14 protein-coding genes, 1 rRNA gene and 1 riboswitch are annotated in these 16,474 nt (G+C 53.1%); of the genes, 13 read left to right on the top strand and 2 right to left on the bottom strand.

What is annotated here, in order from left to right:
* Positions 1–197 precede the first annotated feature (197 nt).
* The 8 genes from Q3A88_RS09260 to oxyR all read left to right on the top strand — a co-directional run bounded on the left by Q3A88_RS09260 (position 198) and on the right by oxyR (position 8,966).
* Positions 198–1,364 carry an ABC transporter ATP-binding protein gene (locus Q3A88_RS09260; RefSeq protein ID WP_317177777.1) on the top strand — a complete coding sequence of 389 codons (1,167 nt, stop codon included), beginning with the start codon at positions 198–200 and terminating at the stop codon, positions 1,362–1,364.
* Positions 1,365–1,386: 22 nt separating this feature from the next.
* On the top strand, positions 1,387–2,520 hold the full coding sequence (locus Q3A88_RS09265) for an extracellular solute-binding protein (RefSeq protein ID WP_039552835.1): 1,134 nt from the start codon (positions 1,387–1,389) through the stop codon (positions 2,518–2,520).
* 73 nt (positions 2,521–2,593) lie between these two features.
* Complete coding sequence (locus Q3A88_RS09270; RefSeq protein ID WP_317177778.1) at positions 2,594–3,433, top strand: sugar ABC transporter permease; 840 nt, start codon at positions 2,594–2,596, stop codon at positions 3,431–3,433.
* Positions 3,430–4,236, top strand: coding sequence for an ABC transporter permease (locus tag Q3A88_RS09275; RefSeq protein ID WP_039281140.1), 807 nt, complete (start codon positions 3,430–3,432; stop codon positions 4,234–4,236). Before Q3A88_RS09270 ends, Q3A88_RS09275 begins: the two co-directional genes overlap by 4 nt.
* On the top strand, positions 4,233–5,237 hold the full coding sequence (locus tag Q3A88_RS09280) for a LacI family DNA-binding transcriptional regulator (protein ID WP_317177779.1): 1,005 nt from the start codon (positions 4,233–4,235) through the stop codon (positions 5,235–5,237). Before Q3A88_RS09275 ends, Q3A88_RS09280 begins: the two co-directional genes overlap by 4 nt.
* Entirely contained in the window at positions 5,189–6,046 is an 858-nt protein-coding gene (locus tag Q3A88_RS09285) for a phosphodiesterase (protein WP_317177780.1), read from the top strand. Before Q3A88_RS09280 ends, Q3A88_RS09285 begins: the two co-directional genes overlap by 49 nt.
* 503 nt (positions 6,047–6,549) lie before the next feature.
* Positions 6,550–7,446: a methylenetetrahydrofolate reductase gene (metF, locus tag Q3A88_RS09290; protein WP_014916983.1), complete on the top strand. Its 897-nt coding sequence runs from the start codon at positions 6,550–6,552 to the stop codon at positions 7,444–7,446.
* 611 nt (positions 7,447–8,057) lie between these two features.
* The gene (oxyR, locus tag Q3A88_RS09295; RefSeq protein WP_180787189.1) at positions 8,058–8,966 is read left to right on the top strand and encodes a DNA-binding transcriptional regulator OxyR; all 909 of its coding nucleotides are present in this window, start codon (positions 8,058–8,060) and stop codon (positions 8,964–8,966) included.
* Here the strand turns inward: oxyR and sthA are convergent.
* Positions 8,958–10,364: a Si-specific NAD(P)(+) transhydrogenase gene (sthA, locus tag Q3A88_RS09300; RefSeq protein ID WP_014916982.1), complete on the bottom strand. Its 1,407-nt coding sequence runs from the start codon at positions 10,362–10,364 to the stop codon at positions 8,958–8,960. The genes oxyR and sthA overlap by 9 nt on opposite strands.
* Before the next feature lie 211 nt (positions 10,365–10,575).
* Here sthA and fabR point away from each other — a divergent pair, with 211 nt between their 5' ends.
* Together fabR and Q3A88_RS09310 are read left to right on the top strand one after the other, a co-directional pair.
* Positions 10,576–11,205 (top strand): HTH-type transcriptional repressor FabR, encoded by a 630-nt coding sequence (fabR, locus tag Q3A88_RS09305; protein WP_014916981.1) that lies wholly within the window; start codon positions 10,576–10,578, stop codon positions 11,203–11,205.
* 35 nt (positions 11,206–11,240) lie between these two features.
* Positions 11,241–11,627, top strand: coding sequence for a YijD family membrane protein (locus Q3A88_RS09310; protein ID WP_317177781.1), 387 nt, complete (start codon positions 11,241–11,243; stop codon positions 11,625–11,627).
* A gap of 42 nt (positions 11,628–11,669) precedes the next feature.
* On the opposite strand, the gene trmA is transcribed toward Q3A88_RS09310, so the two are convergent.
* Positions 11,670–12,773 (bottom strand): tRNA (uridine(54)-C5)-methyltransferase TrmA, encoded by a 1,104-nt coding sequence (trmA, locus tag Q3A88_RS09315; RefSeq protein ID WP_014916979.1) that lies wholly within the window; start codon positions 12,771–12,773, stop codon positions 11,670–11,672.
* Between the two features lie 129 nt (positions 12,774–12,902).
* Positions 12,903–13,135, top strand: a riboswitch (cobalamin riboswitch).
* 65 nt (positions 13,136–13,200) lie between these two features.
* Between trmA and btuB the strand changes: the two genes are divergently transcribed.
* The 3 genes from btuB to Q3A88_RS09330 all read left to right on the top strand — a co-directional run.
* Positions 13,201–15,078: a TonB-dependent vitamin B12 receptor BtuB gene (gene btuB / locus Q3A88_RS09320; protein WP_317177782.1), complete on the top strand. Its 1,878-nt coding sequence runs from the start codon at positions 13,201–13,203 to the stop codon at positions 15,076–15,078.
* Complete coding sequence (murI, locus tag Q3A88_RS09325; protein WP_317177783.1) at positions 15,023–15,880, top strand: glutamate racemase; 858 nt, start codon at positions 15,023–15,025, stop codon at positions 15,878–15,880. The genes btuB and murI overlap by 56 nt, the downstream gene beginning before the upstream one ends.
* Positions 15,881–16,260: 380 nt before the next feature.
* Positions 16,261–16,474 (top strand): 16S ribosomal RNA (locus tag Q3A88_RS09330); the annotation flags it as partial.

The raw sequence follows: 16,474 nt of genomic DNA on the forward strand, positions 1-16,474 counted from the left end.
CTCTTCAGCATAATTTTTTACGCCGGATAATGGCAAACTCAGCAGAGCTTTCGCGCACTTATATAAGGCGAGCGTTAAGAGTATTTCCCCATATTCCCCACTAGTCGTGTCATTGAAATGTCACGGTGACAACACGCCACTGACACGATGTCACCGCACAATCAGTGCATTGTTTGATTATCGTGGAATGCACAGCTGTGCAAAAAACAACTTCCTCTGCGGCATCACCGCATATTGTCATCGACCACCTACATGTTGGATACGGCACGACCGCCGTATTGAACGATATCCATCTGGAGATTGCGCAGGGCGAATTCGTGGCGTTGCTCGGGTCGTCAGGGTGCGGCAAGACGACGTTACTGCGTACGGTCGCTGGGTTCTCGTCACCGCGAGCGGGGGCGATTCGCGTTAACGGGCAGGATATGACGCAAGCACCGCCGGAGAAACGCGGAATGGCGCTGGTATTTCAGAGCTACGCGCTGTGGCCGCATATGACGGTGGCACAGCATATTGCCTATGGACTGCGTTTGCGCCGCGTCCCGCGTGCGGAGATTGCCAACCGTGTGGCGGAACTGGAAACCATGCTCGGTTTGACGGGCCTGAGCACCCGTAAACCTGCGGAACTGTCCGGTGGACAGCGTCAGCGTGTCGCCTTGGGCCGCGCACTGGCGGTACGACCCGATATTCTGCTGCTGGATGAACCGCTCTCCAATCTGGATGCACGTATCCGCCTGCAACTGCGTGACGAGATCCGTGCGCTGCAACAGCGGCTGGGATTGACCGCGATCCACGTAACGCACGATCGCGAAGAAGCGATGGTGATGGCGGACCGCATCGTGATTTTGAATCAGGGTCGGATCATGCAGGCGGGCAGCCCGCAAGAGGTGTATCACCATCCTGCCAGTTCGTTTGTCGCGGCGTTTATGGGCGCGGAAAATCGGCTTGTGTTGGAAGCGCGCTATGACGGCGAGACGCTGATGATTCCCGGTGATGCCGAGAGTCATTCGCTGGTGCCAGCGAATACGTCGCTACCGCCCGGTGGGATAGAAGCACGTTTTCGTGCGGAAGCCGCTCGCCTTTACGATGCGGCGAACGTCCCGCTTATCCAGCCCGGCATGTTGATGCGCTACGGCACGGTACAGGCACAAAGCTACCCTGGCGGATACTGGCTGCATACGATTTCCAGCGGCACTTGGCGGATACAGGTTCATGCGTCGCACCCCTATGCCATCGGGCAGCGGGTTGCGGTGCAGATCCCTGCCGAGGCGCTGTTTCTTTTCCCGCTGGCAGAAGATATGACATCTTCGACGGCGATACCGGATACCACTTCACGTTATTCCCCGCTTCCCGGCCTGACGGCCTGATCCTGAATTGGAGACAAATGAGATGAAACGCATTTTTGCTGCAACGCTGATGATGAGTACGCCGCTGGCGGCGGTACAGGCACAGGAATTAACCGTGTTGACGGCGGGTGACCAAAACATGGTCGACTATGTCAATGAATATCTGGGGCCGCTGTTTGAGAAACAGCATCCCGGCGTAAAAGTACGTGCCGTCGGCACCGGACCGGGTGATGCGGGGTCGCAGAAGATTCTTGAGCGTTTCAATGCACAGCAGGCCGCCGGAGCCAAAGTCTGGGACACCGATGTGGCGGTTGTGCACGAGAAATTTGTCGGCCCGATGGTGCAAAAGGGCGACCTGCTGAAATATCGCGATGATATCGCCAGTGGCAAGCTGGTCAGCATGGCCGCTGCGGATAAAGCCATGGGCACAGATGTGAAAGGCTACGTCATGCCGATGTTCAGCAGCCAGACGGCGCTGGCCTATAACCCCGGCATGGTAGCGAATCCGCCTAAAAGCTATGACGAAATCCAGCAGTGGGCTGCCGCGAATCCGAAGATGTTCGGCTACAACGGCATTAAGGGCGGCGCATCGGGCGTGAGCTTCGTCATGGGTTGGATTTACGCTTACGGCGGCGATGCCCAGAAGCTGATGAACGGACCATTTGATGAGGCAGAAGCGAAGAAATGGCAACCGGCGTTTGAGCGCCTGAAAGCCTTTAACAAGAACGTGACGCTGACGCCGGGCAATGCTGGCACGCTCGACATGCTGAGCCGCGGTGAAATCGCGATGGGGCCGGTATGGGTCGATATGTTCTATTCCTGGAAAGCGAGTGGACAACTGCCGGACAATTTCAAATTGCTGCTTCCTGCGCCCGGTATGCCAGGGCAACCGATGCACTATGTCATCCCCGCGCAGGCTCCGAACCGCGAACTGGCTAAACAGTTTGTCGAACTGGCAACCAGCGCCAAAGTACAGGCCGAAGGGATTGTGGAACGCTTTAACTGGTATCCGGGGATCGATGCCAAGTACGTTCAGGCCGAGCTGAAGCCCGCTGTCTGGCAGCGTCTTTTCACGGACGTAACGCCTGATGAACTGGCGAGCAAAGGCAAGACGTTCCCTATCGCGCCTTACCACACTGCGATTCTGAACGCCTATGAGCAAGCGATGGCGAAGTAATCATTCCCTAAATTTTTATACCCTTAGTACCACATGCGCTCTGGCGGAATGAAGCCAGAGCGCGGAGACATTCATGTTGCAAGTATCCCAATTCTCTTCCCGACTGGCGGGTATCGCGCTTGTGCTACCCGCGCTGGCGGTGGTGGCTGTCTGTTTTATCACGCCGCTGGGGCTGTCGGTTGGGGGCGCTTTTGTCAGTCAGAATGGTGTGGGTGTTGATAATTTTGTCACCGCATTGACGCTCTATCTGCCCGATATCCTGTTTACCTTACTGATTGTGAGCCTCGCGACGCTGCTGATTGGTCTGCTGTCCGTCACGATCGGCGGCTACCTGACGTTGGGGGAAAGCCCGCGCATGGTGGCGCTGTTGCGCTGGGTCTATCGCTGGCCGCTGTTTATCCCGTTTATCGTGACCGGGCAAATTTTACGCACGTTTCTGGCCAAGAACGGCTGGTTGAATGGCGCACTGGATACGCTCGGTATTGTCGATATGGCCAGCGCCAGCAACTGGCTGGACTGGCGCGGTATCGTGTTTGCCTTCGTCTGGAAACAGACGCCGTTTGTGGCGCTGCTGGTCGCCGGTGCGATGGCATCGCTGGATCGCACGATGATCGAATCCGCCCGTAACTTAGGTGCGTCGCGCTTGCGTATTCTGTGTGAAATTGTGGTGCCTCAGGTTGGGCAAACGCTGCTCACCGGGCTCATTCTCTCTTTCGTCACCATGATGTCGGTGCTGTCCGTACCGATGATGATCAATGCCCAGTCGCCGACGATGCTAACCGCCAACATTGCCTTCCGCATTAACGCCTACGGTGATTATGGCGTGGCGAATGCGTTGGGGGTGATTTCCCTGCTGATGACCGGCCTGTTTGCCGTGATTTATCTCCGCCTGAACATGAGGGATAAAGCATGAAGAACGTACTGTGGTGGATCCCAAGAATGCTGATTCTGGGGACGCTGATCTTCTTGATCTTTGGGCCATTGGCTAACCTCCTGCTGTGGTCGGTGGCGGAAAAATGGTTCTATCCCCATCTGCTGCCCAATGACTGGGGCTTTGCCTTCTGGAAGCGGGTGTTTTCACCGCGCGGGGTAGCCTGGGAAGCCCTGGGGAATAGCGTACTGGTGGCGGTGTTCACCGTGCTGGCCTCGTTGTCGCTGGCGATTCCGGCGGGATATGCGCTGGCACGTCTGCCGCTGCCTGCTCGCGGATTGATACTGCTGGTTTTCCTGATCCCGCAGGCATTTCCGAATCTGACGGTGTACGTCAATATCGCTCGCCTGTTTTATCAGTGGGGGCTGAACGGCACGCTGCTGGGCGTTGTGCTGGTTCACACGGTTCACGGGCTGGTATTTGCGGTCTGGATTGCCTCGGCGGCGTTCTCGGCGGTGGGGCGTGAAATGGAGCAGGCGGCGCGTTCAATTGGTGCTGGGCCGTGGCGTGCTTTTGTCGATATCACTTTGCCGCTGGCTATGCCGGGGCTGATGGCATCCGCCATCTTTGTTTTTCTCGAATCGCTGGATGAGTTTACCGGCAGCTATTTCGTGGGAGCACCAGATGTGCAGATGATGCCGCTGCTGCTCTATACCGCGGGGGCGGGCGGTAACTATCAGATCGCTTCCATTACTGCGCTGGTGCTGCTGATTCCTTCTGTGCTGTTCATGCTGGTGGTGGAACGTTTTTTGAAAGCCGACGTAATGGCAAGGATAGGAAAATGACGGCAGGTAAACAGGGCTACGTTAGCGCACAGGATGTTGCTCGTCGGGCTGGCGTATCACGCTCGGCGGTGTCCCGCAGTTTTACCCCCGGCGCCAGCGTGTCGGCTGCCACCTATGCCAAAGTCATGACGGCGGCGCAGGAGTTGGGCTATCAGGTTAACGATCTGGCACGCGGCCTGCTGGCGAACAGCAGCCGTCTGGTTGGGCTGGTGGTGACGCATCCCGAGGTCGGGTTTCGTGCCAACTTGGTTGCAGAACTGTCGCAGGCGTTAATCCAACGCGGCTCGATTCCTGTGCTCATCAATACCGGTCATGTGCGGGAAGCGATGGCCGCCGCGCGTTCGATTCTGTTTGGTCACCGTGCAGAAGCGACGATTGTGCTTTCCGGCTCGCCGCCGAAAGAATTTGTCGAGCTGGCGCAGTTAAACGGCCAGCCGCTGATTGTCATCGGGCGGCACGAACCGGTGTGTGACAGCGTACACATTGATAATGACACCGCTGCGCGTATGGCGGCGCGGCTGTTTGCCTCATCGGGCAGAACGCGTCTGGCTCTGGCCGGAGCGGCATCGGCAACGCCCAATATCATCGAACGTGAACAGGCGTTTTGTGAAGAGGCGCATTTGTTAGGGCTACCCGTGGTCGTGGTGCGCGGTGATGATACGGATTATGACGACGGGCTGGCGGTGGGACAGATGCTCTTTTCACTTCCCGCAGCCGCCAGGCCAGATGCGGTGTTCTGCGTTAACGATTTAGTGGCGTTCGGCGTGATCGACCACGCAAAGCAGTGTGGGCTAGCCGTTCCGCAGGATCTCATGGTTATCGGATTTGATGATATTCCGGCCGCAGGGTGGGATGCCTATGCGTTGACGACATTTCGTCAGGATCCCGCCACGATGGCGGCACAGGCGTTGGCGTTGCTCGATCGACGCCAGTCTCAGGTACAAGAACCCGCGTGTCGAGCGAAAGTGGCCGCCCCGCTAATCCGTCGCCAGTCGGCGTAACGGTATTGGCAGGCGATAGCGCGTGGATAGTGAAAACCGAGGATAATATGAAACTGATTCAACTTTCCGACCTCCATCTGACCGCACAAGGCGGCAACGTGCATGGCCGCGACCCGGAACAGCAACTGAAAGCGGCGATTGCCGATATCAACGCACACCATCGCGATGCCGATCTGGTGGTCATCTCCGGCGATCTGTCCGATGACGGCAGTGCGGCATCCTATGCATTTCTGGCCTCGGTGCTGGCTGAACTCCAGCTTCCCTGGCGTGTGACGATGGGGAATCACGACGACCGGGAGACGTTTTTGGTCCAGTTCCCGACGCTGGCGGATGAAAACGGTTTTGTGCAGAACGTGACGTCCGTGGGAGATGATTGCGTCATTCTGCTGGACTCGTTGCAGGCCGGTGACGTTGCCGGAACGCTGTGTTCCACGCGGCTGGCATGGCTGGAGCAACAGCTTCAGGCTGCGGAAGGCAAGAATGTGTTTCTGTTCCTGCATCATCCTCCGATGTCGATCGGGCTTCCGGCGCTGGATAACGTTCGATTAGCCCCCGAGGCAGCAGATGCGCTGTATCAGGTGTGTCACCGTTTCGGCAATGTGCGGCATATTTCCGCAGGGCACGTGCATCGGCCTGCTAGTGGCAACTGGCGAGGAATATCATTCAGCACGATACGCGGCACCAATCACCAGTCCGCGCTGCGTTTCGCTCCGGGATTTGAGGTTAGTCTGGAAGCCCCGCAGTACGCCATTTTTCTGACGACGGAAGAAGGGCATACCGTACATTTTCACGATTTTCCCTGTGGCTGACGGCGTATCCCCTTGCGTTTACGTAGCCTGAGAGATGGTTTCGTGCGTCACAATCCCGTCATTTTCATGCTACCTCGTAGCACACGCCCGACACGGGGCGGCTCAGCGCCGCGCGCCCCGTGACCCCTGGCTTTCCGGCGTGAATTATGTCGCTGCGCGATGCCTTCGTCGGTATCAGGCTTAACGGACCGCTTGCGACACGTTCCCGACGTGGCGCAAGCTTGAGCCGCGTCCCTGCGGCTCATCCTAAGCCTGCTATCTCCTCAGCATAATTTTTTACGCCTGATAACGGTAAAACCCACGACATCTCTGCGTTTGCGTATAAAAGTCACCACGCCTGATCCATCATGAACTTTTTTCATTTAGCGTGAGCAATCATCACGGTTTGTCGTGCTGAAAAACGTTGACTCTTTAAGCGGATTACGTCATTTTCTATATAGCCGTCTAAACGTATAGACGTGTAGCGAATGATAATAACAGTCACGGTCAACGGGGTAGCAGGTATGAGCTTTTTTCACGCAAACCAGCGGGAAGCGCTGAATCAAAGTCTGGCGGAATTACAGGGGCGCATTAATGTGTCATTCGAATTTTTCCCGCCGCGTACCAGCGAGATGGAAGACACCCTGTGGAGCTCTATCGATCGACTGAGCAGCCTGAAGCCCAAGTTTGTTTCCGTGACCTACGGGGCGAATTCTGGCGAGCGTGACCGTACTCACAGCATTATCAAAACGATTAAAGAACGTACCGGTCTGGAAGCGGCACCTCACCTGACCTGTATTGATGCCTCGCGTGAGCAACTGCGCGACATCGCGCAGGATTACTGGCAGAGCGGTATCCGCCATATTGTCGCGCTGCGCGGCGACTTGCCTCCAGAAGGTGGCAAACCGGACATGTATGCGGCGGATCTGGTTTCGCTGCTGAAAGAGGTCGGTGATTTCGATATTTCGGTTGCCGCCTATCCTGAAGTACACCCTGAAGCGAAAAGCGCCCAGGCTGACCTGATTAACCTGAAACACAAGATTGATGCTGGCGCGAATCGCGCTATCACGCAGTTCTTTTTCGACGTGGAAAGCTATCTGCGGTTCCGTGACCGCTGCGTGGCGACGGGCATCGATGTAGAAATTGTGCCGGGCATTCTGCCAGTGTCGAACTTCAAGCAGTTGCAAAAATTTGCCACGATGACCAATGTCCGTGTACCGAACTGGATGACGACCATGTTTGACGGCCTGGATAACGATCCAGAAACCCGCAAAATGGTGGGTGCGTCTATCGCCATGGATATGGTGAAAATTCTCAGTCGTGAAGGCGTAAAAGATTTCCATTTCTATACGCTGAACCGCGCGGAGCTGAGCTATGCGATTTGCCATACGCTGGGCGTCCGCCCTGATGTGGCACGCTGAGGCGACACGCAATATTTCAGGAAGAAAGAGGCCGCAGCGCGGTGACGAAGAGTAACGGGGTTGGAATACCTTTCAACGTCACTTACTGCGGCTCTGAAAAGGAGGAGTCTCAGGGATGAGATTCCTATTCGCACGGCACGGCTGAGCGTCACTGTCGTGGTCAATACGCCTCTCCAATGTTCGCTATTACCGCCCGTTTTTATTACTAATCATTCCTCCTTCTCAGCACCGTATGATGGTCACGCGGCGACGTGATTAACTATCCCCTCTGAATATTCAATCCTGTTTTCTATTCACTTGTTTTGATGCTTTTATTGCTTTGCCGCTGGTCAGCTTTCCAGACATCGTTCGCAAGGGTATTGTTGCCCGATGCACACAAAATGCTGTCGCTGCCAAATCGCTTGAAGATGTCAGTCTGCTTGTTATAGCGTGGCTGAAAGCTGGTAGGTCTACCCATGCGGTGCCGAAATCGTAAAAATATTGTTTTATTCCTGTAGAAATCAATAGATACGCTTTGGTGGGATATATTATTCATTTTGGATGTTGATAGGGATTATCGTTCATTGATATCCTATCTATCGCTGTTAGCTATCATGATAAGGAGAATAATAATGAATATTCGGGACTTAGAGTATCTTGTCGCGCTGGCAGAACATCGTCACTTTCGGCGTGCGGCAGATTCCTGCCATGTGAGTCAGCCAACACTCAGTGGACAGATTCGTAAACTGGAAGATGAACTCGGTGTGATGCTGCTGGAACGAACCAGTCGTAAGGTCTTGTTTACGCAAGCGGGGCTGCTGCTGGTCGAGCAGGCACGAACGGTATTACGTGAGGTTAAAGTATTAAAAGAGATGGCGAGCCAGCAGGGGGAAACCATGTCTGGGCCGCTGCACATTGGCCTGATCCCTACCGTGGGGCCTTATCTGCTGCCACAAATCATTCCGATGCTGCATCGCACGTTTCCCAAACTCGAAATGTATCTGCATGAAGCGCAAACCCATCAGTTGCTGGCCCAGTTGGACAGCGGCAAACTGGACTGCGCCATTCTGGCGATGGTGAAAGAGTCCGAAGCCTTTATCGAGGTCCCTCTCTTCGACGAGCCGATGAAGCTGGCTATTTATCAGGATCACCCTTGGGCGAACCGTGAACGTGTGGCGATGTCCGATCTGGCGGGTGAAAAACTGCTGATGCTGGAAGACGGCCACTGCCTGCGCGATCAGGCCATGGGCTTCTGTTTTCAGGCGGGGGCGGATGAAGATACGCATTTCCGAGCGACCAGTCTGGAGACACTGCGCAACATGGTCGCAGCTGGAAGCGGTATTACGCTGCTGCCGGCGTTGTCGGTTCCGCGTGAGCGCGAACGTGACGGCGTCTGCTATTTAACATGTTATAAACCGGAGCCCAAGCGCACTATCGCGCTGGTGTATCGCCCCGGTTCACCACTGCGCGGACGCTATGAGCAACTTGCTGATACCATCCGCGAGCATATGCAGGGCTATATGGAAAACCTGTCAAAATAAGCGGTTAAGCCCGTTCAGTGCGGCTACACGGTACGCTTCTGCCATGGTTGGATAGTTGAAGGTAGTATTAACGAAATATTCGATAGTATTGCCTTCACCTTTCTGTTCCATGATGGCCTGCCCGATGTGGATAATCTCAGCAGCGCGCTCACCAAAGCAGTGAATACCCAGAATCTGTTTCGTTTCACGATGAAACAGAATCTTCAAACTCCCCACATTCATCCCAACAATCTGCGCGCGTGCCAGATGTTTGAACTGCGCCCGTCCGACTTCATAAGGCACTTTCATCGCGGTGAGCTCTTGCTCGGTTTTCCCCACGGAGCTGATTTCCGGGATGGTATAAATGCCGGTTGGGATATCTTCGATCAGATGCGCGCTGGCATCACCTTTGATGATTGCCTGTGCGGCGAGTCGACCCTGATCGTACGCCGCTGATGCCAGGCTAGGATAGCCAATGACATCGCCGATGGCATAAATATGCGCCAGCGCCGTCTGGTACATGCTGTTGACCTTGAGCTGCCCGCGGCTGTCAGTGCTCAGGCCGATATTCTCTAGCCCCAGCGTTTCCGTGTTACCAGTGCGCCCGTTGGCATAAAGCAGGCAGTCTGCCTTCATCTTTTTGCCTGACTTCAGATTAACGATAACGCCGTCAGACAGCCCTTCAATACTCTCGAACTCTTCGTTGTGGCGAATCACCACGCCGTTGTTCCAGAAATGGTAGGACAGGGCATCCGACATTTCCTGATCGAGAAAGGCCAGCAGCCTATCGCGGGTATTGATTAAATCGACCTTAACGCTCAGGCCGCGAAAGATAGAGGCATATTCGCAGCCGATAACGCCCGCGCCGTAAATGATGACGTGTTGAGGCTCGTGGTCGAGTTGCAGAATCGAGTCGCTGTCGTAAATTCGTGGGTGATTAAAGTCGACTTCTGCCGGATGATACGGACGTGAACCGGTCGCGATAATGATATTCGCGGCGGTCAGCGTTTCATGGGTATTGTCTGGGTAGTGAACGGCAATCGTATGTGCATCGATGAAGCTGGCTTCACCGGAAAACAACTCGCACTGGTTACGCTCATAAAATCCTTGTCGCATACGGGTTTGCTGACCAATGACGCTGTCGGCGTGGCGCAGGATGTCGGAAAATGAGGAGCGGATAATGCGGGAGTTGTCACTGTAGAGAGGGTTTTGATTGAACTCGATAATACGGCTGACGGCGTGGCGGAGGGCTTTGGAAGGAATCGTACCCCAGTGGGTACAGCCGCCGCCGACATTGTAGTGACGTTCAATCACCGCAATTTTGGCGCCGTGCTTGGCCAATCCCATTGCTGCACCTTCACCGCCGGGACCGGAACCAATAACGATGGCATCGTAATCGAATTGATGTTGTAGAGTCATGGTAGGTTAAACCTGTTTTTATACAAATTAATAACGCGACTGTAACATTGTGCATTGTAACATCGACTGCGGCAGAACCCAATCATCCCTGCCTTTACTATGGAAACAGATTCTCACATTCTTAATATGGCAAACTTTGTCGCATTCTGCGGACAATAAAGTTTGCTATAGTGCCCCTCTGGAAAGGGGAGTAGATCATTTGGGCAGCATAATGGGTGTCAGAGCACAACAAAAAGAACGGACTCGTCGTTCCCTTATTGAAGCTGCATTTAGCCAGTTAAGCGCTGAACGCAGTTTTGCCAGCCTGAGTCTGCGTGAAGTTGCCCGAGAAGCGGGTATCGCGCCGACGTCTTTCTATCGTCATTTTCGTGACGTGGATGAGCTGGGGCTGACAATGGTTGACGAAAGCGGGCTGATGCTGCGTCAGTTAATGCGACAGGCCCGGCAGCGTATTGCGAAGACGGGTAGCGTAATCAGGACGTCGGTTGCCACCTTCATGGAATTTATCGGCAATAATCCTAATGCGTTCCGGCTCTTGCTGCGTGAGCGCTCAGGGACGTCGGCGGCATTCCGTGCGGCGGTCGCACGGGAGATTCAGCATTTTATCGCTGAGCTGGCGGATTATCTTGAGGTGGAAAACCATATTCCCCGCAGTTTCGCGGAGGCGCAGTCGGAAGCGATGGTGACCATTGTTTTCAGCGCGGGGGCAGAAGCCCTGGATGTTTCCCTGGAACAGCGTAAACAGCTAGAAGAGCGGTTAGTACTGCAACTGCGGATGATCGCCAAAGGTGCTTATTACTGGTACAGAAAAGAACACGATAGTAGCTTTACCGTGCCATAAATCCTCTATACCAACAACATGAAAAGGGAGAATCCATGACAGAAAAACCTCACCAAGAAAAAGGTACGCTGGTGCTGGCGTTGATTGCGGGCTTATCCGCCAATGGCGCATTCGCCGCTCTGTTCAGCAGTATTGTTCCGTTCTCGATTTTTCCCCTGATTGCGCTGGTATTGTCCATTTATTGCCTGCATCAACGTTATTTGCACCACAGTATGCCGGAAGGCATTCCGATGCTGGCGGCGGCTAGTTTTCTGCTGGGATTATTGATTTACAGTGCCATCGTGCGCGTTGAATATCCTGCCATAGGATCGAACTTTATTCCTTCAATCCTGTGTGTGGTGTTGGTTTTCTGGATTGGTCTGAAGCTGCGCCGCAGAAAAGAAACGGATTCTGTATCCGCAGAAGAGAACGAGACGCTGTAGCGGGTGCATTCTGGCGGGGGTGACCCGCCAGGTTGTGTGCTGTTACTGACGCTTTTCCAACAGCACGCCACACTCCATATGGTGGGTGTAAGGGAATTGATCGAACAGCGCCAGACGGCGAATGTCGTGGGTTTCCGAGAGCGTTTGCAGGTTGTTGCTCAGCGTTTCCGGGTTGCAGGAAATATAAAGAATGCGCGGATACGCCTGCACCAGTTTCACCGTTTCGTCATCCAGTCCGCTGCGCGGCGGGTCAACAAAAATGGTCTCGCACTGGTAGCTCGTCAGATCGATACCCTGTAAGCGGTTAAACTGGCGTACGCCCTGCATAGCCTGAGTAAATTCTTCCGCTGCCATACGGATAATCTGCACGTTCTCTATCTGGTTCGCCGCGATATTATACTGTGCCGCCGCGACGGAGGGCTTGGCGATCTCCGTCGCCAGTACGCGTTCGAAATTTCTTGCCAGCGCGAGTGAAAAATTGCCGTTGCCGCAATACAGCTCCAGTAAATCTCCTGTCGATCCCGCTGTCGCATCCAGCGCCCATTCCAGCATCTGAATATTGATTGCGGCATTCGGCTGCGTGAAGCTGTTTTCTACCTGTCGGTAAATCATATCCCGACCTGCAACCGGCAGGCATTCATCGACATAATCGCGATCGAGGCAGATTTTGGTTTTCGTCGCGCGACCGATCAGTTGTAGACGGAACCCCTGCGCCGTTAGGCTATCGCGCAGCGCACGGGCATGCTCCTGCCATTCCTCATCCAGTGCGCGGTGATACAGCAGTGAAACGATCACTTCGCCGCTCAGGGTGGACAGGTAGTCTATCTGGAACAGTTTGCGGCGCAGGACGGAATCGGGCTGAATGGCGGCAAGCAGCTCTGGCATCAGGCGGTTGATCAGTTCACTGGCAGCCGGAAAGCGATCAACCCGAATGCGCTGTTTGGTTTGCTGGTCAAACATGATGTGATAAAGCTCGTCACCATCATGCCAGATACGGAATTCAGCACGCATCCGATAGTGACTGACGGGAGAACGGAAGACGACAGGCTCCGGTGCATTGAACGGTGCCATCATCCCACGCAGACGCTCGGTTTTCTCTGCAAGCTGGTCGTCGTATTGTTCGATGGGCAGGATTTCTGGCGTCATGGTTTTCTCGTCAACAGCGTCTAAAAGGGTGTTATTGGCCGGGAATTGTAGGGAATCCGGCCAGGAAGTCCAGTTTTGTTACGTGATTATCCTGTAGTGATATAGAAGTCTAGACTTCCACAATTCGCGATTGTAGGATGAGCGTCCGGCCTTGTACCACAAGTTAAAAGGGAATCCAGTGTAAATCTGGAGCTGACGCGCAGCGGTAAGGAATGCCCCGGCGATAGCATTATTATGCAGACACTGTCTTCAACTTTTGAGGATGGGAAGTCATCGCTTTCGTTGTATCCCCTACCGTCGTTGACGATTTGTGGGACAACGGCATCCAAGCCCGAAGACCTGCCGGAATACGTCGCAATTGGTTCTGCATATCGCGTGCTATTAACAGAGCCTGCGGCATCCTTATTATTTCTCGGATGCTTTAACAATGATTAAAAAAATTTCGCTGCTGACGGCGCTTTCTGTCACGGCATTTTCTGGCTGGGCGCAGGAAAACAGTTCATCTCCAAATTCGCCATCGGAAAAAAATGCCGATGACATGGTAGTCACAGCAAATCGTTTCGCACAGCCGGTTTCTTCGGTGCTGGCACCTACTACTGTAGTGACAAGGGGAGATATTGACCGTTGGCAAGCAAAAAGTGTGGCTGATGTTATGCGCCGCTTGCCGGGTGTAGATATTGAACAGAGTGGTGGATTGGGACAACAAAGCGCATTACGCATTAGAGGTTCTGAGAGCAGACATGTTCTTATTTTGATAGATGGCATTCGTTTGAATCAAGCTGGTATTAGCGGTTCTTCCGACCTCAGCCAGATTCCTCTTTCTTTGGTTCAAAAGATAGAATATATCCGTGGTGCACGTTCTGCGGTCTATGGTTCTGATGCTATTGGTGGTGTTGTAAACATCATTACCACCAGAGAGAAAAATGGCACAACATTGGTTGCTGGTGTTGGCTCAAAAGGCTACCAAGCTTATGATTTGGCAACCCAACAGACTTTGGATAGTGGCACAACAGTCACGTTAGCGGGTAATTACACCTATACCAAAGGATTTGATGTCGCTGCTGCTGATGCGCCGCGTCAGCCAGATCGTGATGGATTCATGAGTAAATCCATCTATGGTGCTGTAAAGCAGCAGTTCAATGATGAATTTAGTGGTTTCGTGCGTGGATATGGTTTTGATAATCGAACCGATTATGATGGTTATGATGCCCTTGAGGACGTAACGTGGGTTTTTTTGGGTACACCAAGTATTCGGCAGCTTTATAGTCAAACGTGGGATGCAGGTTTGCAATTTAACCGAGATATTTATTCGAGCCAATTAGTTGCCAGTTATAGCCACACCAAAGATTTAAATTTTGATCCTGCTAAGGGGCGTTATAGCCCTGCATCATCGTTGGATGATGTAAAACAATATAACTTGCAATGGGGCAATACATTTGCTGTTGGCGCGGGGAGTGTTAGCACGGGTGTGGATTGGCAAAAACAGACATCACAACCAGGTACAGGTCGCGTAACGGCTGGGCATGAGCAACGTAACGCTGGTATCTACGCCACCGCCCAACAAAAAATAAGCAGTGTGACGCTAGAAGGGGCTGTTAGGGGCGATGACAATAATGTTTTTGGCTGGCATAACACTTGGCAATCGAGCGCTGCGTGGGAGTTTATTGAGGGGTACAGCATTTTTGCCTCTTATGGAACTGCTTATAAAGCACCGAACCTGAATCAGGTCTACAGCGAAAAATACGGTAACCTCAGTCTTAAGCCAGAAGAAAGTAAGCAGTGGGAAGGCGGCTTCGAAGGTTTGACTGGCCCGGTTAACTGGAGGCTGTCTGGCTATCGCAATGACATTGACAACCTCATCAATTTTGACTCAACAAATCGTTACGGCAATATCCAAAAAGCGCGTATCAAAGGTGCTGAAGCAACGGCATCTTTCGATACTGGTCCTCTGGCTCACACAGTTTCTTTTGATTACCTTGACCCGCGTAATAGCCAGACGAATAAAGTGTTACTACGTCGCGCCAAGCAGCAGGTTAAGTATCAGTTGGATTGGACGGTGGCTGATATTGATTGGTCGGTGACTTACCAGTATCTCGGACAACGTTATGACACGGACTACAACACGTTCCAGCCTGTGAAATTAGGCGGCGTAAGCCTTTGGGATCTCGCTGCCTCATATCCGATCACCTCTCATCTGACAGTTCGTGGTAGAATCGCCAACCTGTTTGATAAAGATTATGAGACGGCATATGGCTACCGCACGGCAGGGCGAGAATACTATCTCACAGGAAGCTATACCTTCTAACCTGCCATCCCGTCCTACGGTTCTGGTCTTCGATTCCGGCGTAGGCGGGCTGTCTGTTTATGATGAAATCCGGCAGCTCTTGCCGGATCTTCACTATATATACGCATTCGATAACGAAGCGTTTCCGTATGGTGAGAAATCACAGCAGTTTATTATCGAGCGCGTGGTGGAGATTGTTAACGCAGTTCAACTACGCCATCAGCTCACATTGGTTGTAATCGCCTGCAATACGGCGAGTACAATTTCCCTTCCTGCGTTACGTGAGCGCTTTACTTTCCCTGTCGTGGGCGTTGTCCCTGCGGTGAAGCCTGCGGCTAAGCTGACGCGCAACGGCGTTGTCGGCCTATTGGCGACGCGCGCAACGGTTCAACGTCCGTATACACACGAACTGATTGCCCGTTTTGCGACGGATTGCCAGATTTTGTCATTGGGATCGTCAGAACTGGTCGAGTTAGCAGAAGCGAAATTGCAAGGGGAGACGATCTCCATTTCCGAATTGCAAAAGATTCTGCGTCCTTGGCTGCGTTTACCGGAACCGCCAGATACGGTCGTGCTTGGGTGTACGCATTTTCCATTATTGGCAGAAGAACTGAAAATGGCCTTGCCAGATGGTACACGTCTTGTCGATTCTGGTGCTGCTATAGCTAAAAGAACAGCATGGCTGATTGCTAATCTGGATAATCCGCCACTTTCGACAGATAAGAATCTGGTTTACTGCCTGGCGATTACGCCTAAAGTCGCCACGCTGTGGCCAATATTGCAGCGTTATGGCTTCGATTCGCTGGAAAAACTGCCACTTTGATAGCCTTGTGGGTGAATAGTAGACAAACGATAATTATTTTGCATTTAACGCTTGTCAGTGGCCGAGAAGTCCCTATAATGCGCCTCCACTGACACGGCAACAGCGACACGCAGTTGCGGTGACAGGAAAAAAGATTCAACGAAGGCAGTCAGTAATGACTTGACTTCACAGCGGAAAAGCATAGTATATGCAGCCCGCGCCACCGATGAAGTGGCACTGCTCTTTAACAATTTAATCAGACAATCTGTGTGGGCACTCACAAGACCGTATCTTAACGATATAAAAAAGTCTTGAAGAGTGAACAACAGTAAATTCATTACGAATAAACAGTTTTAATTCTTTGAGCATCGCTGACGAGTTCAGCAAATCAAACAAATCTTAAATTGAAGAGTTTGATCATGGCTCAGATTGAACGCTGGCGGCAGGCCTAACACATGCAAGTCGGGCGGTAGCACAGAAGAGCTTGCTCTTTGGGTGACGAGCGGCGGACGGGTGAGTAATGTCTGGGAAACTGCCTGATGGAGGGGGATAACTACTGGAAACGGTAGCTAATACCGCATAACCTCGCAAGAGCAAAGAGGGGGACCTTCGGGC

This window comes from Pectobacterium sp. HCp5_1 (assembly GCF_032905925.1).
Lineage (GTDB): Bacteria > Pseudomonadota > Gammaproteobacteria > Enterobacterales > Enterobacteriaceae > Pectobacterium > Pectobacterium brasiliense_A.